Here is a 19,256-nt window from a genome sequence, read left to right as displayed (position 1 = left end):
CATGTCGCACCACAACCACGGCCATGACGCGCCGCATTCGCACGAGCACACCCACAGCGGGGAAACGCACGAACACGTTCACGACACCCATGAGCACGACCACGTCGAGCACGAACACGAACACACCCACGAGGACGGGACGGCACACAGCCATCCGCACGTGCATCAGGCCGGTCTCGAGGATGCGGGTCACGCGCATTCGCACTGAGTGCGGCTTTACGCGGGCGTCAGGCCGTTAGCACGATCAAGACGATGATGATCACGACCAGCACGGCCAGTCCCACCCAGAGCATCAGCCCTGGTGAGACCCCCGACCGGCCCGCCGGCGTCAGCTGCGAGCCGGTCGTAGGGGGTACGCCCGATGTGCCGGTCGGAGCCGCGCCGGGTGTTTCCGGAGCCGGAGGTGGGATCGAACCTTCGTCTGGCGGCAAGGGAGAGGTGGTCATAGGCGCTGCATTGACCGTCCACGACGACGTCAAACCACGCTGTGGGCGCGGACGGTATCGAACCGCCGACCGCTGGTGTGTAAAACCAGAGCTCTACCACTGAGCTACGCGCCCCTGCCTCGGGCAGGTTACCCGCCATGATGGCGGGCGCCCAAAACCGCGAGATTGCGCTGATGCCGGAAAAAATGCTGAAAACGCTGCGTCAGCGCAATCTCGCGGGGGAAAACGGCGGAGAACTACCCCTTCAGGGCGGCGAGAGCGTCGACCCACAGCTGCTGGTCGCGGGCCTCGCCAGGCGCCTTCATCTCGGCGAACCGGATGATCCCGGACTTATCGATGACGAAGGTGCCGCGGTTGGAGAAGCCGGTGTCGTCGTTGAACACCCCGTAGGACTGGCTGACCGCGCCGTGCGGCCAGAAGTCCGAGAGCACCGGGAACAGGAACCCGCTCTCGGTGGCCCAGATCTTGTGAGTGGGCGGCGGACCCACCGAGATGGCCAGTGCCACGCTGTCGTCGCCTGTGTAGGTGGGCAGGTGGTCACGCAGCTGGTCCAGCTCACCCTGGCAGATGCCGGTGAAGGCCAGCGGGAAGAACACCAGCAAAACGTTCTTCTCACCGCGGTAGCCGCTCAGGGTGACCTGCTGCTGATCCTGGTCTTTGAGGGTGAAATCCGGAGCTTCGGTACCCACTTCCAACATCAACGCTTTCCCGTCCTCGATTTGGGTTGAACCAATCGACTGGCACTCCAGTCGCCGAGATTGACCGACGAGGTCGGCATCAGCCCGGCGGTCGGCGCCGCCTCCGCGATCTCGGCGGGCTGAACATGGCCGGACTTGCCGGTCTTGGGCGTCAGCACCCAGATCACGCCGTCGTCGGCCAGCGCGGTAATCGCGTCCATCAGGGTGTCCACCAGGTCTCCGTCGCCGTCGCGCCACCACAGCAGCACCACGTCGACCACCTCGTCGGTGTCTTCATCGAGCAGTTCACTGCCACAGGCCTCTTCGACGTCGACACGGATGTCGTCGTCGGCGTCGTCGTCCCAGCCGAACTCCTGGACCAACTGCTTGTTTTCTATGCCCAATTTGCGGGCGAAGTTCGGGGCGTTATCCGCCGCGACCACCGTGTGACCTCCTTCGACTTTCACCGTGCTGAGTGTTGCGCATCATCGTTGCACAGCCGGGTCCGAAATGATCGGTGACCTCAGAAGGCTCGGCACAGCTGCATCCCCTTCTCCCGGGCCCGGTTGAGCTCGTCTTTGCGGGCGTTGTATACCGAGACCGGCGCCTTGGACGAAATCGCGGTCGCCACGCCGCGGGCGGCGTCGGCATAGGTGGTGAACGCGTCCTTGAGGTCCGTCGACAGCTTCTCGTTGATGGCGCCGGACACCTCGTCGGCGCTGTGGTTGAGCGCCTCGACCGCGGGCCCCGCGGTTCCGGGGATGTCACCGCCGCTGTTGAAGGCCTCCACGTACTTGTTCACGGTGTCGACGGCGTCGCTGCTGCTCGAGGCGAACCTGCCGCACGCGCCGCGCACCGCCTGGGTCGTCATCGACTGCTGGCGCTGGGTCTCGCGGATGCTCGAGGTCGCCTCCGAGGCCGACACCGACGCCGACACCGAGGAGCGGTACGCCGGCGCCGCCGAGGTGTCCGCCTCCGGCGTTCCGCCGATGATGCTGGTGCAGCCGACGACGCCCATCGCCACCGCCGCGGTTCCACCGGCCACCAGCGCACCCACCCGGGCGTGTCGCCGCGCCCGCCCACGCGGGACGGTCCGCCATCCGGTCAGCACAGCTTCAGACGTTACCGGGTAGGCGGTCACATGCCGAGATCAGCCCACCCCCATCCGTCACTCACCCACCGCCGGTCCCGGGCCCGGTGGGGCAGGATAGAAAAGACAAGACCGGCGAAGCGATCGGTCCGGTGTCGTTCTGGCCACAAGCCGGGAGACACGTCCTGACCTCCAAACCAAGGAGTAATGCGTTGACTACCGAGGCCGTGCGCCAAGATCCGGTCAAAAAGCCAAGCGGCGCAAGTGAATCAGACCGCGTGCGAGTGATCCGCGAAGGGGTGGCGTCCTACCTTCCCGACATCGACCCCGAAGAGACCTCCGAATGGTTGGAGTCCTTCGACGAACTGTTGGACCGGTCCGGTCCGTCCCGCGCCCGCTACTTGATGCTGCGGCTGCTGGAACGCGCCGGCGAGCAGCGGGTGGCGATTCCGGCGCTCACCTCCACCGACTACGTCAACACCATCCCGACCGAACTGGAGCCCTGGTTCCCCGGCGACGAGGACACCGAGCGCCGCTTTCGCCGGTGGATCCGCTGGAACGCCGCGGTGATGGTGCACCGTGCGCAGCGGCCGGGAGTCGGTGTCGGCGGGCATATCTCGACCTACGCGTCGTCATCGACGCTCTATGAGGTCGGCTTCAACCACTTCTTCCGCGGCAAAGACCACCCCGGCGGCGGGGACCAGGTTTTCATCCAGGGCCACGCCTCCCCCGGCATCTATGCGCGGGCGTTCCTGGAGGGCCGGCTGAGCACCCACCAGCTCGACGGCTTCCGGCAGGAGCACAGCCATCCCGGCGGTGGGCTGCCGTCCTACCCGCATCCGCGGCTGATGCCGGACTTCTGGGAGTTTCCCACGGTGTCGATGGGGCTGGGCCCGATGAACGCCATCTACCAGGCCCGGTTCAACCACTACCTGCACGACCGCGGCATCAAGGACACCTCCGACCAGCACGTGTGGTGCTTCCTGGGCGACGGCGAGATGGACGAGCCGGAGAGCCGCGGCCTGCTGCATGTCGGCGCGCTGGAGGGCCTGGACAACCTGACCTTCGTGATCAACTGCAACCTGCAGCGCCTCGACGGCCCGGTGCGCGGCAACGGCAAGATCATCCAGGAGCTCGAATCGTTCTTCCGCGGGGCGGGCTGGAACGTGATCAAGGTGGTCTGGGGCCGCGAGTGGGACGCCCTGTTGCACGCCGACCGGGACGGCGCCCTGGTCAACCTGATGAACGTCACGCCCGACGGCGACTACCAGACCTACAAGGCCAACGACGGCGGCTATGTGCGTCAGCACTTCTTCGGCCGCGACCCGCGGACCAAGGCCCTGGTCGAGGATCTGTCCGACCAGGACATCTGGCACCTCAAACGCGGCGGGCACGACTACCGCAAGGTCCACGCGGCCTACCGGGCCGCCGTCGAGCACAAGGGCCAGCCGACCGTCATCCTGGCAAAGACCATCAAGGGCTACAGCCTGGGCAGCTATTTCGCCGGCCGCAACGCCACCCACCAGATGAAGAAGTTCCGGCTGCAAGACCTCAAGGACTTCCGCGACGAGATGCGAATTCCCGTCTCGGACGCCGAACTCGAGGACAACCCGTATCTGCCGCCGTACTACCACCCCGGCGAGAACGCCCCGGAGATCCGCTATCTGCTGGACCGCCGACGCAGCCTCGGCGGTTTCGTTCCGCACCGCCGCACCCAGGCCCGCGCACTGACGCTGCCCGACTCGAAGCCGTATGCGGCGGTCAAGAAGGGATCGGGCACCCAAGAAGTCGCCACCACCATGGCAACCGTACGGGTGTTCAAAGAGTTGTTGCGGGACAAGGAAATCGGGGACCGGCTAGTCCCGATCATCCCCGACGAGGCGCGCACGTTCGGGATGGACTCGTGGTTCCCGTCCTTGAAGATCTACAACCGCAACGGGCAGCTGTATACCTCCGTCGACGCCGAACTGATGTTGGCCTACAAGGAAAGCGAAGTCGGCCACATCCTGCATGAGGGCATCAACGAGGCCGGCTCGACGGCGTCGTTCACTGCGGTCGGGACGTCGTATGCCACCCACGACGAGCCGATGATCCCGATCTACATCTTCTATTCGATGTTCGGCTTCCAGCGCACCGGCGACGGCCTGTGGGCAGCCGCCGACCAGATGGCGCGCGGTTTCGTGCTGGGCGCCACCGCGGGGCGCACCACCTTGACCGGTGAGGGCCTGCAGCACGCCGACGGACACTCGCTGCTGTTGGCCAGCACCAACCCGGCGGTGGTCTCCTACGATCCGGCGTTCGCCTACGAGGTCGCCCACATCATCGAAAGCGGGCTGGAGCGCATGTTCGGCGCGAACCCGGAGAACGTGTACTTCTACATGACCATCTACAACGAGCCGTATGTCCAACCGGCCGAGCCGGAGGGCTTCGACCCGGCCGGCCTGCTGCGGGGTATCTACCGCTACCGGCAGGCCGCGGAGCCCCGATCCCACACCGCCCAGATCCTGGCGTCCGGGGTGTCGATGCCCGAGGCGCTACGGGCCGGCGACATGCTGGCCGCCGACTGGGATGTGGCCGCCGACGTGTGGTCGGTGACCAGCTGGGGTGAGCTCAACCGGGACGGTGTCGCCGTCGAACGCGAGCGGTTGCGCAACCCGGACCGGGAGGCCGGGGTGCCGTATGTGACTCAGGCACTGGCGGAGGCGAGCGGCCCGGTTGTCGCGGTGTCGGACTGGATGCGCGCGGTGCCCGAACAGATCCGGCCCTGGGTGCCCGGCAATTACGTCACGCTGGGCACCGACGGGTTCGGCTTCTCCGATACCCGCCCGGCCGCGCGGCGTTACTTCAACACCGATGCCGAATCAGTGGTGGTCGCGGTGCTGGCGGCCCTGGCCCGCGACGGGTCCATCGACGCCTCGGTCGCGGCGACGGCCGCGGACCGCTACCAGATCGACGACGTGATGGCCGCGCCTGAGCAGACGTCGGACTCGGGCGTCGCTTGACACGCGCCGCTTGTTGTCGGGAGTGACCAGAAATCAGGCGTAGCTTTTAGGGATGGTTGACAACAGCCCAAGTGGGCAGGTCCTGCCGCGGTCGACCCTGGACCTGCTCAGCGCCGTCCCCGACACGCTGCTGCGCCGGCTCAAGCACTATTCGGGCCGCTTGGCCACCGAGGCGGTCTCGGCGATGGGCGAACGGCTGCCGTTCTTCGCCGACCTGGAGGCCTCCCAGCGCGCCAGCGTCGCCCTGGTGGTGCAGACCGCCGTGGTCAACTTCGCCGAGTGGATGCACGACCCACACGGCAACGTCAGCCACACCGCGCAGGCGTTCGAGCTGGTGCCGCAGGAGCTGACCCGGCACATCGCGCTGCGGCACACCGTGGACATGGTGCGGGTCACCATGGAGTTCTTCGAGGAGGTCGTGCCGCTACTGGCCCGCTCCGAGGAGCAGGTGACGGCGCTGACAGTGGGCATTCTCAAGTACAGCCGCGACCTGGCCTTCACCGCCGCCTCCGCCTACGCCGACGCCGCCGAGGCTCGCGGCACCTGGGATTCCCGGATGGAGGCCAGCGTGGTGGACGCCGTGGTGCGCGGCGATACCGGCCCGGAGCTGCTGAGCCGGGCGGCGGCACTGAACTGGGACACCACCGCGCCGGCCACGGTCGTGGTGGGCACCGCACCGCCGGGCCCGGACGCCTTCTCCGGTCAAAAGGCCAGCCAGGACGTCCGCGACGTCGCCGAACGCCACGGCCGGGCCGCGCTGACCGACGTGCACGGCACCTGGCTGGTGGCGATCGTGTCCGGCCCGCTGTCGCCGACCCAGAAGTTCTTCGCCGACCTACTCGGCGCGTTCTCCGACGGGCCGGTGGTGATCGGACCGACCGCACCGACCTTGACCGCGGCCTACCACAGCGCCAGCGAGGCGATCTCCGGCATGAACGCCGTTGTCGGCTGGACCGGAGCGCCGCGGCCGGTGCTGGCCCGCGAGCTGCTGCCCGAACGGGCTTTGATCGGGGATCCCTCGGCGATCGCGGCCCTGCACACCGATGTGATGCGGCCGCTGGCCGAGGCCGGGCCGTCGCTGACCGAGACGCTGGACGCCTACCTGGACTGTGGCGGCGCGATCGAGGCGTGCTCACGGAAGTTGTTCGTTCATCCAAACACCGTCCGTTACCGACTCAAACGAATTGCCGACTTCACCGGGCGAGACCCCACCCAGCCGCGCGACGCCTACGTGCTGCGGGTGGCGGCCACCGTCGGGCGGCTGGCCAATCAGGCCCAACATGCCAGCTTCAGCAGTGCACCGGTGACATACGCCACGCCGCCGGTGGGCGGGAGCGCACCCGGCGAGCATCGGGTCGGGTGAGGCGGGGCGTACGGTTCGGCTCAGCAGCACGTCCTCAACCGGGCAGTTGTCGCGAAGAGGTATCAAACACGTCGCATCAGATGGCACGTTTGTAGGACTTCCACAAAAACATAAGACAATGTTCATGTTCTAGGACATCCTGCAAACCGCGCTTCACAATGTTCTCTTAAAGACGTGATTGCGTTGCTCGCTCCCGGACAGGGATCCCAGACTCCCGGCATGCTGTCGCCGTGGCTGGAACAGCCTGGTGCCGCCGGCCAGCTGGCCGCGTGGTCGGAGATCAGCGGTCTGGATCTGGTCGCGTTGGGCACCACCGCGACCGCCGAGGAGATCACCGACACGGCGGTCACCCAACCGCTGGTGGTGGCCGCGACGCTGCTCGCCTACGCCGAGCTGTCCCAGCGCCGCAACAGCCCGCTGGGCGCGGACGTGATCGTGGCCGGCCACTCGGTCGGCGAGATCGCCGCCTACGCCATCGCGGGCGTGATCTCCCCCGACGACGCCGTCATGCTGGCCGCCACCCGCGGCCGCGAAATGGCCAAGGCTTGCGCGCTCGAGCCCACCGGTATGGCTGCGGTGCTCGGCGGCGACGAGACCGAGGTGCTGACCCGCCTCGAGCAGCTCGACCTGGTCCCGGCCAACCGCAACGCCGTCGGCCAGATCGTCGCGGCGGGCCCGGTGACCGCGCTGGACAAGCTCGCCGAAGACCCGCCCGCCAAGGCCCGGGTGCGCAAGCTGGCCACCGCCGGCGCGTTCCACACCCAATTCATGGCGCCCGCGCTGGAGGCCTACTCCGCCGCCGCGGAGCAGGTCGCAGCATCCGATCCCGCCGCTACACTGTTGTCCAACCGCGACGGGCAGCCCGTCACCTCGGCGGCCGCCGCAATGGAGAACCTGGTCGCACAGCTGACCCGGCCGGTGCGCTGGGATCTGTGCACCGAGACGCTTCGCGCCCGGGACATCAGCGCGATCGTGGAGTTCCCGCCCGCGGGGACATTGGCCGGCATCGCCAAACGCGAACTTCGGGGGACCCCGACGCACGCCGTCAAATCCCCCGCAGATCTGGACGGGCTGCCTGAGTTCTAACCCTTTTCAAGCCCGCTCCAACCTGCACAACCAGATACGCAGTAATCACCCCGCACACCCCGTGCGGATCCAACCGAAGGGAATCACAGTGCCTGCTAGTCAGGAAGAAATCATCGCCGGTCTTGCCGAGATCATCGAAGAGGTGACCGGTATCGAGCCGAGCGAGGTCACCGTCGAGAAGTCGTTCGTCGACGACCTGGACATCGACTCGCTGTCCATGGTGGAGATCGCCGTGCAGACCGAGGACAAGTACGGCGTGAAGATCCCCGACGAGGACCTGGCCGGTCTGCGCACCGTGGGTGACGTGGTGGGCTACATCCAGAAGCTCGAGGCCGAGAACCCCGAGGCCGCCGCGGCCCTGCGCGAGAAGTTCGGTTCGGAGAGCTAAGTGACCAAGCCCTCCACGGCCAACGGCGGTTACCCCAATGTGGTGGTAACCGCCGTTGAGGCCACCACCTCAATCGCGGCGGACATCGACGGCACGTGGAAGGGTCTGCTGGCCGGCGAGAGCGGCATCCGTACCCTCACCGGTGACTTCACCGAGAAATGGGACCTGCAGGTCAAGATCGGCGGTCAGCTCAAGGACCCAGTCGACGACCATATGGGCCGCCTGGACCTGCGCCGCATGTCCTACGTCCAGCGAATGTCCAAACTGCTCAGCGAGCGGCTCTGGTCGAACGCCGGCACTCCGGACGTCGACAAGGACCGCCTGGCGGTCGTCATCGGCACCGGGCTGGGCGGCGGCGAGAAGATCGTCGAGACCTATGACCTGATGAATGAGGGCGGCCCCCGCAAGGTGTCGCCGCTCGCCGTGCAGATGGTCATGCCCAACGGCGCGGCCGCAGTCGCCGGGCTGGCCCTCGGCGCCCGCGCCGGGGTGGTCACGCCGGTCTCGGCGTGTTCGTCGGGCTCTGAGGCCATCGCCCACGCCTGGCGGCACATCGTCATGGGTGACGCCGACATGGTCGTCTGCGGCGGCGTGGAAGGCATGATCGAGGCGCTGCCGATCGCGGCGTTCTCGATGATGCGCGCGATGTCGACCCGCAACGACGAGCCCGAGAAGGCGTCAAGGCCGTTCGACAAGGACCGTGACGGATTCGTGTTCGGCGAAGCCGGTGCGCTGATGATCATCGAGACCGAGGAGCACGCCAAGGCCCGGGGCGCCAAGCCGCTGGCCCGGTTGATGGGCGCCGGAATCACCTCCGACGCCTTCCACATGGTGGCTCCCGGCCCCGACGGCAAGCGGGCTGGACAGGCCATGAAGCGGTCGCTGGAGTTGGCGGGCCTGACCGCCAAGGACGTCGACCACGTCAACGCCCATGGCACGGCGACCCCGATCGGTGACACCGCCGAGGCGAACGCGATCCGGGAAGCCGGCTGTGAGCACGCCGCGGTCTACGCACCGAAGTCGGCGCTGGGCCACTCCATCGGCGCGGTCGGTGCGCTCGAATCGGTGCTGACGGTGCTCTCGCTGCGCGACGGGGTCATCCCGCCGACGCTGAACTACGAGACGCCGGACCCGGAGATCGGCCTGGACGTGGTAGCGGGGGCGCCCCGCTACGGCGAGTACCAGTACGCGATCAACAACTCATTCGGGTTCGGTGGTCACAACGTGGCACTCGCCTTCGGGCGGTACTGACACTTCCCGTCACAAGAGGAGTTCGGAACACCCATGTCAACACTGGCTACTGGCAACGGTTTACCCAACGTCGTCGTCACCGGTTTTGCCATGACGACCGCTCTGGCCGCCGATGCAGAGTCCACTTGGAAGGCTTTGCTCGACGGCCAGAGCGGGATTCGAGAGCTCACCGACCCGTTCGTCGAGGAATACGACCTGCCGGTCCGCATCGGTGGGCGCCTGATCGAGACGCCCGAGGCATTCGATGAGGGACTGAGCCGAACCGAGCTGCGTCGGCTGTCCTACCTGCAGAAGCTGTCCACCGTGATCAGCCGGCGGGCCTGGGAGCACGCCGGTTCACCCGAGGTCGACAAACGCCGGCTGCTGGTGTCGATCGGCACCGGGATGGGCTCTTCCGAAGAGCTCATCTGGGCCTACGACGGCATGCGGGAACGCGGCCTGCGGGCGGTCTCCCCGCTGACCGTGCAGAAGTACATGCCCAATGGTGCGGCCGCGGCGGTCGGGCTGGATCAGCACGCCAAGGCCGGGGTGATCACCCCCGTTTCGGCGTGTGCGTCGGGCTCGGAGGGCATCGCGCACGCCTGGCAGCAGATCGTGCTCGGCGAGGCCGACATCGCGATCTGCGGCGGGGTGGAGACCCGGATCGAGGCGGTGCCGATCGCCGGGTTCGCCCAGATGCGCATCGTGCTGTCGACCACCAACGACGACCCACCGGGTGCCTGCCGCCCGTTCGACCGGGACCGCAACGGGTTCGTGTTCGGCGAGGGCGCCGCGGTGATGATCATCGAGACCGAGGAGCACGCGAAAGCCCGCGGCGCCAACATCATCGCCCGCATCATGGGCGCCTCGATCACCTCCGACGGCTACCACATCGTGGCGCCCGACCCCGACGGCGCGAGCGCTGGTCGGGCGATGACGCGGGCTATCGAGCTCGCCGGCCTCACTCCCGGCGACATCAGCCACGTCAACGCGCATGCCACCGGAACCTCGGTGGGCGACGTGGCCGAGGGCCACGCCATCAACAACGCGCTGGGCCCCCACGGCGGCGACGCGGCCGTGTATGCGCCGAAGAGCGCGCTGGGCCACTCCGTCGGCGCGGTCGGCGCGGTGGAATCCATCCTCACCGTGCTGGCCCTGCGCGACCAGATCATCCCGCCGACGCTCAACCTGGCCAATCTCGACCCCGAGATCGACCTGGATGTGGTGGCCGACAAGCCGCGCGCCGGTGACTACCAGTACGCGATCAACAATTCGTTCGGATTCGGCGGGCACAACGTGGCGCTCGCCTTCGGCCGGTACTAACGGTCGCCCCAGCGTGACAAGAATCGATTAAGGAGACGCGCGATGACGACCATGGCTCCCGAGACGGTGGGCGAATCACTCGACCCGCGCGACCCGCTGCTGCGTCTGTCGACGTTCTTCGACGACGGCACGGTGGAACTGCTGCACGAGCGTGACCGCTCCGGAGTGCTGGCGGCCGGCGGCACCGTCAACGGCGTGCGCACCATCGCGTTCTGCACCGACGGCACCGTGATGGGCGGTGCGATGGGTATCGAGGGCTGCGACCACATCGTCAACGCCTACGACACCGCGATCGCCGAGCAGAGCCCGATCGTGGGCCTGTGGCACTCCGGTGGCGCCCGGTTGGCCGAGGGGGTGCGCGCCCTGCACGCGGTGGGGCGGGTCTTCGAGGCGATGATCCGGGCGTCGGGCTACGTCCCGCAGATCTCGGTGGTGGTGGGCTTCGCCGCCGGCGGCGCCGCCTACGGCCCGGCGCTGACCGACGTCATCGTGATGGCCCCGGAGGGCCGGGTATTCGTCACCGGCCCCGACGTGGTGCGCAGCGTCACCGGTGAGGACGTCGACATGGCCGCGCTCGGCGGCCCTGACACCCACCACAAGAAGTCCGGTGTGTGCCACATCGTCGCCGACGACGAACTCGACGCCTACGAGCGCGGCCGCCGCCTGGTCGGATTGTTCTGCCAGCAGGGTCATTTCGACCGCAACAAGGCCGAGGCGGAAGAGATCGACCTGCACGCGCTGCTGCCGGAGTCGGCGCGGCGCGCCTACGACGTGCACCCGCTGGTGCACCGGCTGCTCGATTCAGACGCACCCTTCGACGAGTTCCAGGCCAAGTGGGCGCCGTCGATGGTGGTCGGGCTGGGCCGGTTGTCGGGGCGCACCGTCGGGGTGCTGGCCAACAACCCGCTGCGGCTCGGCGGCTGCCTGAACTCCGAAAGCGCTGAGAAGGCAGCCCGTTTCGTGCGGTTGTGCGACGCGTTCGGGATTCCGCTGATCGTGATCGTCGACGTGCCGGGCTACCTGCCCGGTGTCGGCCAGGAGTGGGGTGGCGTGGTACGCCGCGGCGCCAAGCTGCTGCACGCCTTCGGCGAGGCCACCGTTCCGCGGGTCACGCTGGTCACCCGGAAAACCTACGGCGGGGCCTACATCGCGATGAACTCCCGCTCACTGGGCGCCACCAAGGTGTTCGCCTGGCCGGACGCCGAGGTCGCGGTGATGGGCGCCAAGGCCGCGGTCGGCATCCTGCACAAGAAGAAGCTGGCCGCCGCCCCCGATCACGAGCGCGAGGCCCTGCACGAGGAGCTCGCCCTGGAGCACGAGCGGATCGCCGGCGGGGTGGATTCGGCCATCGACATCGGCGTCGTCGACGAGAAGATCGATCCCTCGCACACCCGCAGCAAGATCACCCAGGCGCTGGCCGAGGCTCCGGCCCGGCGCGGGCGCCACAAGAACATCCCGCTGTAATTTTTTCTTGCCGCGAGCGTGCAGAGTTGTCCGCCAAAACCCCAGGTGGGGCCGGAGGGCTGTGCCCGCTCGACGGGGTCATCGCGTGGTGTACCCGCCGTTGGCGAAGATGGTCTGGCCAGTGATCCAGTGCCCGCCGTCGAGTAGGAACGCCACCAACGGCGCGATGTCCTCGATCCGGGTCAGCCGGTTGCCCATCCCCTGCGACTTGTGGAACTCCACCCGCTCCGGGGTCTCTTGCGGATAGAAGAACGGCGTGTCCATCGGGCCGGGGGCGACGCTGTTGACGTTGATGCCCCGAGCGCCGAACTCCTTGGCCGCCGCCCGGGTGAAGTGCTCCACCGGGCTCTTGGAGCCCGCATAAGTGGAGTAGCCGTCGGTGAACGCGCCCAGCAGCGCGGTCACGATCGTCACCACCGAACCGTTGTCGTTGAGGCGCTTACCGGCCTGCTGCAGGAAGAAATACGCCGATTTGGAGTTGATGTCGAACATCGAGTCGTATTCGGCCTCAGTGGTTTCCAGCATGGGCTTGCGTAACACCTTGCCGACGGTGTTGACCGCGAAGTCCACCCCGCCGAATGCGTCCACCGCGGCGTCGAACAGCGCGGTGACATTGGCCGGGCGGGTCAGGTCGCCCTGGACCTTGATCGCCTTGGCGCCGGCGGCCTGCACCGCGGCGACGGTCTTGTCGGCGTCGGGTTCGGAGCCGTCGCTGTTGTAGTGCACCGCGACGTTGACGCCGCTGTTCGCCAGGGTGGTGCTGATCAGCCCGCCCAGGTTCTTGGCCCCGGCCGCGACCACCGCCGATTTGCCCGCAAGGTTGCTCATTGGGTTGTCCCTCCTGTCTCGGATTCCGAAGTTAGTCGGGGGGACCACAAATGGGAAACATTGATATGCGACCTTTCGACAACCATTCGTTGTGGCTAGGGTGGTGTCGGTGTCCACCGTCCCGGATCTGCGCCGGCTGAGCCACTTCATCGCCGTCGTGGACGCCGCCGGCTTCACCCGGGCCGCTGCCCAGCTGCATCTGTCCCAGCAGGCGCTGTCCAGCTCCGTCCGCCAGCTCGAGAAGGACCTCGGAGCGACGCTGCTGATGCGCTCCGGTCGGCGCATCACGCTCACCCCCGCGGGCCAGACGCTGCTCGATGAGGGGCGCACCCTGCTGGCGGCGGCCCGAACGATCACCCAACACACCCGGGCCGCGGCCAGCGCCGAACCGGATGTGTTCGTGGTGGGCCACTCCCCTGCGATCACCAACCATGACGTCTACGCGCTGATCGAACCCGCGATCGCCGGCGCGCCCAGCACCTCGTTCACCGTCCGGCAGATGTTCCCCGACCAGTTGGTCAACGGGGTCCGCGACGGCGCCGTGCACCTGGGACTGCGTCGCGGCGTGGTGCCGCAGGAGCGACTCGCCACAACGGTGATCCGTTACGACACACTGCGTGTCGCGGTGCGCAGCGACCATCCGCGCGCCGGGCGCACCCACCTCGACATGGCCGACCTGGCCGGTGAATTCATTGCACTGTGGGCACCGCCCGGGGCGTCGTACTACAGCGACTTTCTGGTCAACGCCTGCCGGCGCGCCGGCTTCGAACCGCAGTACCGGGTCAGCCGGGTGCAGGGCTGTCCGCCCGAGGTTGCCGCGATCACCGAGGACGCCGCCGCGTTCGTCACCGCCCCGCCGGGGTCGGCCGTCGACGGCGCCGTCACGGTGATCGATCTCGCGGAACCGCTGCTGGTGCCCCTGCAGGCGCTGTGGCAGCCGCACACCAGTTCGGCGGTGCGAGATCTGATTCTGCGCTGACCGGCCACCGAGCACACCGTTGGCGTCATGAATCGTTCGTAAGGCCTTGGCGAATCAATGATTTCGCGTTCCCCACAACCGATTCGACAGATCCGACGGTGGGTGCCCACCATTCCACCGCCCAGTTCAGGGCGCCGAGGACCAACATCTGCGCGATGTACAGATCCAGTTCGGGTCGCAGTAGACCCGCCCGGGCCACATCGTTGATGAGTCGGCGCCAGATTTCGCCATACCGTTCCTCTTCGACGATCTGCCGCTTACGAATCGCCAGTGGCACCTGACCGGCATTGCGGATCCACGCCCTGGCGTAGTCCGAGGCCTGCAGCACGTGGCGTAGATGCGCCTCAGCGCTGGTCAGCAATCGCGTCAGCGGCGGCGTTCCGTCGGGCAAGCCGTCGAGAACCGTAGCGACATACTCGCGCATACCCACGATGCCCGACCACATCACCTCCTCGACCAACTCGTCGCGCGAGGCGTAGTAGTGGTAGATGGCAGGGGCCTGCAGCTGGGCTTCAGCAGCCACGTCGGTCAGACGAAGCCCGGCATAGCCGTTTTCGGACAGCACATGAGCTGCCGCGTCGAGAATTCGCTCGCGTGTCGACATCGATTCAGAAGATGATTCGCCCTCGCCCGCGGGCTCGCTGATCGCTACGGTGCGCCGTCGACTCTGAACCACAGAGCGATGATAAGCGCGGCCCAGCCGGCCCAAGGCCGCCGCAGGCGCCCTTGATTTCCATTCGTGCGCTACCGCGAAGGTCGATGTCGCGAGAACCGTCCTCGCCGATGCGCCACACGTTGGTTAATCTATCATAAAAAATATGCCGGGTTGGTGAGTCGATGCCGATGAATCGGTACCGCGACCGTGCCTTTCCACGTGGTGCACGAGGGGGTTGTGCTGCCGCTCGCGAACGGGCAGCGAGACGACGCCCGATGACGCAGCTACCCGCATATTCGTCGGCGCCAGTCCTTCCGCGATCACGAACACGCACGTTGCTCGATATGATCGAACGGTGCCCAGCGAGCCAAAGGCCCCCACCAAGGACCAGTCGAAATCGGACCGCACCCGGTCACGCATCCTGGACGCCACCGCCCACGTCCTATGCGCCAAGGGCTTCGCCGGAACCCGGCTGACCGATGTGGCCGCACACGCGCAATTGCAGGCACCCGCAATCTATTACTACTTCAAATCGCGTGAGGATCTCATCGAGGAGACGGTGTTCCGCGGCATCCATGACCTGCGAAACCACCTGAAACGAGCGCTGGATGAATTGCCGCCCGATACCTCGCCGATGGACCAAATCCTCACCGCGGCCGAAATACACCTTCGCCACGGACTAGAACTCTCCGATTATGCCCGCGCCTCCATCCGGAACTCCGGTCAGATCCCTGATCGGCTGCGAGCCCGTCAGCAGAAGGAACTCACCGCCTACAACCGCATCTGGAAGCGGCTGATGACCGCCGCGGCAGCCGAGGGCCAGATCCGCGACGACGTCGATCCCAAACTCGCGCAACCGCTTATTCTCGGTGCCCTCAACTGGAGTGCCGAGTGGTGGGATCCCCGCCGGAATTCGGTTGACACGTTGGTGGCCAACGCGCAGGTGTTCATTCGGCACAGCCTGAGTCCCGCGCCAAAGCCCGCCAGACGCAGGGCAAAGGGTCCTGTCTCGGGCTGAGTCGACGCAGCGGAGCTGTAGACCTATGAGTCTTCTCGGAAGTCGATGACCATGCGGCCGTCTATTTGACCACGTTTCATGCGCTCGAAGATGTCATTGACATCGTCGAGTCTTGCGGGTGTCACCTTCGGCTTGATCAGGCCGCGGGCGTAAAAGTCCAGGGCCTCAGCCAAGTCCTGTCGGGTTCCGACAATTGAGCCCCGGATGGTCAAGCGATTCAGCACAATGTCAAAGATCGGTGCCGGGAAGTCTCCGGGTGGTAGACCGTTGAAGACGATCGTCCCGCCGCGCCGCACCAGTCCCACCGCCTGACCGAAGGCCTCCGGGTGCACGGCGGTGACCAGAACGCCGTGCACTCCGCCGGTAGCCTCGCGTGCCTCGACGGCCAGGTCGACGTTGCGTGCGTTCAGGGCGATCTCAGCGCCCAACTCGGTGGCCAGCGCCAATTTGGAGTCATCCACATCGACGGCCAGCACGCGCAATCCCATCGCCAGCGCGTACTGCACGGCAATATGGCCGAGGCCACCGATACCCGAGATCGCCACCCACTCACCGGGGCCGGCTTCCGTTTCCTTCAAGCCCTTGTACACGGTGACACCGGCGCACAAGATCGGCGCCACCTCCAGCGGGTCGGCACCCTCCGGGATGCGTGCCGCGTAGGCGGTGTCGACCAGCATGTAGGTACCGAAGCTGCCATTGACGCTGTAACCGCCGTTGCGCTGACTCTCGCATAGTGTCTCCCAGCCAGTGCGGCAGAACTCGCACTCACCGCACGCCGACCACAGCCAGACGTTGCCGATCCTATCGCCGACCTGAATGTCATCGACGCCGTCGCCGAGTGCGACGACCGTGCCGCAGCCCTCATGGCCCGGAATGAAGGGCGGCTGTGGTTTGACGGGCCAATCGCCGTGTGCCGCATGCAGGTCGGTGTGGCACACGCCGGTGGTCTCCAGCTTTACCAGTGCCTGGCGATTGCCGGGTTTGGGCAGAGTCAACGTGGAAATCTGCAGGGGTGCACCGAATTCGGTGACAACGGCGGCCTGCATGACTTCGGTGACGACATCTGAGGTGTCGACGGTGTCGGTCATCGTCTCGTTCCTTTCTTGGCGAAGTTCGGGAGGCGGGTTTCGCGGCCAGTTTCAGAACAGGCCGGTGGGGGTTTGGGAGTAGGAGACCAGCAGGTTTTTGGTCTGCTGGTAGTGGGCGAGCGCCATCTTGTGGTTCTCCCGGCCGATGCCGGACTGCTTGTAGCCGCCGAACGCAGCATGCGCCGGATAGGCGTGGTAGCAGTTGATCCACACCCGGCCGGCCTGGATGTCGCGGCCGGCCCGGTAGGCGGTGTTGCCGTCGCGGCTCCACACTCCGGCGGCCAGGCCGTAGAGGGTGTCGTTGGCGATGCCGATCGCGTCGTCGTAGTCGCTGAACGAGGTCACCGAGACCACCGGGCCGAAGATCTCCTCCTGGAAGATCCGCATCTTGTTGTGCCCGCCAAAGATCGTCGGCTGCACGTAGAAGCCGCCGGACAGATCGCCGCCGAGTTCGGCGCGCTCGCCGCCGGTGATGACCTTGGCGCCCTCCCCCTTGCCGATCTCGATGTAGGACAAGATCTTTTCCAGCTGGTCGTTGGAGGCCTGCGCGCCGATCATGGTGGCCGCATCCAGCGGGTCACCTTGGCGGATCGCCTTGGTGCGGATCGCGGCCAGCTCCAAAAACTCGTCGTAGATGTCGGCCTGGATCAGCGACCGCGACGGGCAGGTGCACACCTCACCCTGATTGAGGGCAAAGCCCGCGAAGCCTTCCAGAGCCTTGTCGCAGAAGTCGTCGCCGGCCGCCAGCACATCGGAGAAGAAGATGTTGGGACTCTTGCCGCCCAGCTCCAAAGTGACCGGGATGATGTTGTGACTGGCGTACTGCATGATCAGCCGCCCGGTGGTGGTCTCGCCGGTGAACCCGATCTTGGCGATCCGGTTACTGGACGCCAGGGGCTTGCCGGCCTCCACCCCGAATCCGTTGACCACGTTGAGGACTCCGTCGGGCAGCAGGTCACCGATCAGACTCATCAAGAACAAGATCGACGCCGGGGTCTGCTCGGCGGGCTTGAGCACCACCGCGTTACCGGCGGCCAGCGCCGGCGCCAGCTTCCAGGCCGCCATCAGCAGCGGAAAGTTCCACGGGATGATCTGCCCGACGACGCCCAGCGGCTCATGGAAGTGATAAGCGACGGTGTCGTCGTCGAGCTGGCTCAGCGAGCCCTCCTGGGTGCGGATCGCCGCCGCGAAGTAGCGGAAATGATCCGCAGCCAGCGGGATATCGGCGGCCAGCGCCTCGCGGATCGGCTTGCCGTTGTCCCACACCTCGGCGACCGCCAACTGTTCACGGTGCGCGTCGATGCGCTCAGCGATCCTGCTCAAGATCTCCGCCCGCTGGGCCGGGGAGGTCTTGCCCCACCCCGGAGCGGCCGCATGCGCAGCATCCAGCGCCATGTCGATGTCGGCAGCCGTCGAACGCGGAATCTCGCAGAACGGCTCACCGGTGACCGGGGTGATGTCCTCGAAGTACTCACCACCGACCGGCGCCACCCACTGGCCACCGATGAAGTTCCCGTAGCGCGACTCATAACTCATCAGTGCGGTGGGAGAACCCGGACGGGCGAAAACGGTCATCGAAGCTGCTCCATCTCCCTCGGCCGACACTCGTCGGACAGATTGCGTGCGGTGTACGCGCCCAGACCCATAGCTATTTCACCGTCAGGCCGGCATCGACCGGCAGCGTGACGCCGGTGAGGTAGCGGCCCGCGTCCGAGCACAGATACACCATCGCCTCGGTCACGTCGAGGCACTCCACCACCGGCACCGGCAGCAGATTCTCCAGCGCCGCACCGAACTCGGGGTGTTTGGTGATGTACTGCTCAACCTCGGGGTTCTGGATCATCGGTGTGGCGACCCCGGTCGGGTGTACCGAGTTGACTCGGATCCCACGTTCAGCCAGTGTTGTTGCGTAGTAACGCATCAGCCCGACAACGCCATGCTTGGCTGCTGTGTATCCGGCGCCGCCGTGGCTCTTCGTCGCGAATCCACGTCCGACCGATTTGAGGCCGGCCGCTGAACTCGTGATCACCACAGCACCCCCATCGCCGTGCCGGAGCAACGCCGGCAACGCTGCCTCGATGGTGAAGTAGACCCCGTTGAGCATCACGCCGATGGAATCCAGATAGGCAGCCAGCTGCCGTGATTCGTCGCCGAACACCGGTCCGATACCGGCGTTGGCCAGTACATAGTCGATCCGGCCGAACTCGCCGACCGCGTTGTCCACCACCACTTCCAGCTGTGCAAGGTCTTGTACATCAGCTTGCTCCGCGATGATCCGCCGCCCGGTGCTTTCGACCAAACTGACGGTTTCGTCCAGGTCCTCCAGCGTGCTCAGTGCGTACGCGACACTGTCGAGTTGCCGGCACAGATCGATCGCGATGATGTCAGCACCCTCCTGGGCGAAGCGCACGGCATGAGCACGGCCCTGCCCCCTGGCGGCACCGGTGATGAACGCCACCTTGCCTTCGAATCGGCCAGACATCATGTCGCCTCTCGCGGAACGAATTGTCGCCGAACATATCTGCCCGTCCTGCCTCATTGTGGTGTTCATCGCCAGAATGGGAAGGCCAACGAGGGCCTTCGTTGAGGTTGCACAACACCGCCGGCGATCTCTGTGCC

The 19,256-nt window shown here is 66.6% G+C and carries 18 protein-coding genes and 1 tRNA gene; 10 read left to right on the top strand and 9 right to left on the bottom strand.

From position 1 onward, the window contains the following. The first annotated feature begins 1 nt into the window (after position 1). Positions 2-208 carry a zinc transporter Slc39a7 gene (locus AC5Y31_RS05395; RefSeq protein ID WP_301636855.1) on the top strand — a complete coding sequence of 69 codons (207 nt, stop codon included), beginning with the start codon at positions 2-4 and terminating at the stop codon, positions 206-208. A gap of 280 nt (positions 209-488) precedes the next feature. Here AC5Y31_RS05395 and AC5Y31_RS05390 read toward each other — a convergent pair. The 4 genes from AC5Y31_RS05390 to AC5Y31_RS05375 form a co-directional block, all read right to left on the bottom strand. Then, positions 489-560, bottom strand: a tRNA-Val gene (locus AC5Y31_RS05390). A 122-nt stretch (positions 561-682) separates the two neighbouring features. Next, positions 683-1,144, bottom strand: coding sequence for a peroxiredoxin (locus AC5Y31_RS05385; RefSeq protein WP_499978680.1), 462 nt, complete (start codon positions 1,142-1,144; stop codon positions 683-685). Next, a complete protein-coding gene (locus tag AC5Y31_RS05380) occupies positions 1,144-1,566 on the bottom strand; it encodes a DUF3052 domain-containing protein (protein ID WP_064855277.1) in 423 nt (140 codons plus the stop codon). Before AC5Y31_RS05380 ends, AC5Y31_RS05385 begins: the two co-directional genes overlap by 1 nt. An 80-nt stretch (positions 1,567-1,646) precedes the next feature. Beyond that, positions 1,647-2,234, bottom strand: coding sequence for an Rv2240c family protein (locus tag AC5Y31_RS05375; protein ID WP_065025918.1), 588 nt, complete (start codon positions 2,232-2,234; stop codon positions 1,647-1,649). 191 nt (positions 2,235-2,425) lie between these two features. Here AC5Y31_RS05375 and aceE point away from each other — a divergent pair, with 191 nt between their 5' ends. From aceE to AC5Y31_RS05340, 7 genes are all read left to right on the top strand, one after another. Next, positions 2,426-5,215, top strand: a complete 2,790-nt coding sequence (aceE, locus tag AC5Y31_RS05370; RefSeq protein WP_499978678.1) for a pyruvate dehydrogenase (acetyl-transferring), homodimeric type — start codon at positions 2,426-2,428, stop codon at positions 5,213-5,215. A 52-nt stretch (positions 5,216-5,267) separates the two neighbouring features. Beyond that, complete coding sequence (locus tag AC5Y31_RS05365; protein ID WP_065025920.1) at positions 5,268-6,578, top strand: PucR family transcriptional regulator; 1,311 nt, start codon at positions 5,268-5,270, stop codon at positions 6,576-6,578. Positions 6,579-6,752: 174 nt separating this feature from the next. After that, on the top strand, positions 6,753-7,664 hold the full coding sequence (locus AC5Y31_RS05360; RefSeq protein ID WP_499978676.1) for an ACP S-malonyltransferase: 912 nt from the start codon (positions 6,753-6,755) through the stop codon (positions 7,662-7,664). An 88-nt stretch (positions 7,665-7,752) separates the two neighbouring features. Beyond that, complete coding sequence (acpM, locus tag AC5Y31_RS05355) at positions 7,753-8,052, top strand: meromycolate extension acyl carrier protein AcpM (RefSeq protein ID WP_024440584.1); 300 nt, start codon at positions 7,753-7,755, stop codon at positions 8,050-8,052. Further along, on the top strand, positions 8,053-9,303 hold the full coding sequence (gene kasA, locus AC5Y31_RS05350) for a 3-oxoacyl-ACP synthase KasA (protein WP_065025922.1): 1,251 nt from the start codon (positions 8,053-8,055) through the stop codon (positions 9,301-9,303). A gap of 33 nt (positions 9,304-9,336) precedes the next feature. Continuing rightward, positions 9,337-10,605 (top strand): 3-oxoacyl-ACP synthase KasB, encoded by a 1,269-nt coding sequence (gene kasB, locus AC5Y31_RS05345; RefSeq protein ID WP_065025923.1) that lies wholly within the window; start codon positions 9,337-9,339, stop codon positions 10,603-10,605. A 42-nt stretch (positions 10,606-10,647) separates the two neighbouring features. Then, on the top strand, positions 10,648-12,069 hold the full coding sequence (locus tag AC5Y31_RS05340; RefSeq protein WP_065025924.1) for an acyl-CoA carboxylase subunit beta: 1,422 nt from the start codon (positions 10,648-10,650) through the stop codon (positions 12,067-12,069). A gap of 78 nt (positions 12,070-12,147) precedes the next feature. Here AC5Y31_RS05340 and AC5Y31_RS05335 read toward each other — a convergent pair whose 3' ends face one another. After that, positions 12,148-12,897, bottom strand: coding sequence for an SDR family oxidoreductase (locus tag AC5Y31_RS05335; protein WP_065025925.1), 750 nt, complete (start codon positions 12,895-12,897; stop codon positions 12,148-12,150). Between the two features lie 103 nt (positions 12,898-13,000). Here AC5Y31_RS05335 and AC5Y31_RS05330 point away from each other — a divergent pair, with 103 nt between their 5' ends. Next, positions 13,001-13,876 carry a LysR family transcriptional regulator gene (locus AC5Y31_RS05330; RefSeq protein WP_499978996.1) on the top strand — a complete coding sequence of 292 codons (876 nt, stop codon included), beginning with the start codon at positions 13,001-13,003 and terminating at the stop codon, positions 13,874-13,876. A 25-nt stretch (positions 13,877-13,901) separates the two neighbouring features. Here AC5Y31_RS05330 and AC5Y31_RS05325 read toward each other — a convergent pair whose 3' ends face one another. Continuing rightward, positions 13,902-14,480: a TetR/AcrR family transcriptional regulator gene (locus AC5Y31_RS05325; protein WP_499978994.1), complete on the bottom strand. Its 579-nt coding sequence runs from the start codon at positions 14,478-14,480 to the stop codon at positions 13,902-13,904. A gap of 406 nt (positions 14,481-14,886) precedes the next feature. Here AC5Y31_RS05325 and AC5Y31_RS05320 point away from each other — a divergent pair, with 406 nt between their 5' ends. Then, positions 14,887-15,549: a TetR/AcrR family transcriptional regulator gene (locus tag AC5Y31_RS05320; protein ID WP_499978669.1), complete on the top strand. Its 663-nt coding sequence runs from the start codon at positions 14,887-14,889 to the stop codon at positions 15,547-15,549. A gap of 23 nt (positions 15,550-15,572) precedes the next feature. Here AC5Y31_RS05320 and adhP read toward each other — a convergent pair whose 3' ends face one another. The 3 genes from adhP to AC5Y31_RS05305 all read right to left on the bottom strand — a co-directional run bounded on the left by adhP (position 15,573) and on the right by AC5Y31_RS05305 (position 19,119). Then, positions 15,573-16,637, bottom strand: a complete 1,065-nt coding sequence (gene adhP, locus AC5Y31_RS05315) for an alcohol dehydrogenase AdhP (RefSeq protein ID WP_499978666.1) — start codon at positions 16,635-16,637, stop codon at positions 15,573-15,575. A 51-nt stretch (positions 16,638-16,688) separates the two neighbouring features. Beyond that, on the bottom strand, positions 16,689-18,212 hold the full coding sequence (gene exaC, locus AC5Y31_RS05310) for an acetaldehyde dehydrogenase ExaC (RefSeq protein ID WP_499978663.1): 1,524 nt from the start codon (positions 18,210-18,212) through the stop codon (positions 16,689-16,691). A 73-nt stretch (positions 18,213-18,285) separates the two neighbouring features. Beyond that, complete coding sequence (locus tag AC5Y31_RS05305) at positions 18,286-19,119, bottom strand: mycofactocin-coupled SDR family oxidoreductase (RefSeq protein WP_499978661.1); 834 nt, start codon at positions 19,117-19,119, stop codon at positions 18,286-18,288. Positions 19,120-19,256: the final 137 nt, after the last annotated feature.

The sequence above is a fragment of the Mycobacterium sp. NGS18 genome, assembly GCF_059813185.1.
This window is presented reverse-complemented; position numbering and strand designations above follow the sequence as displayed.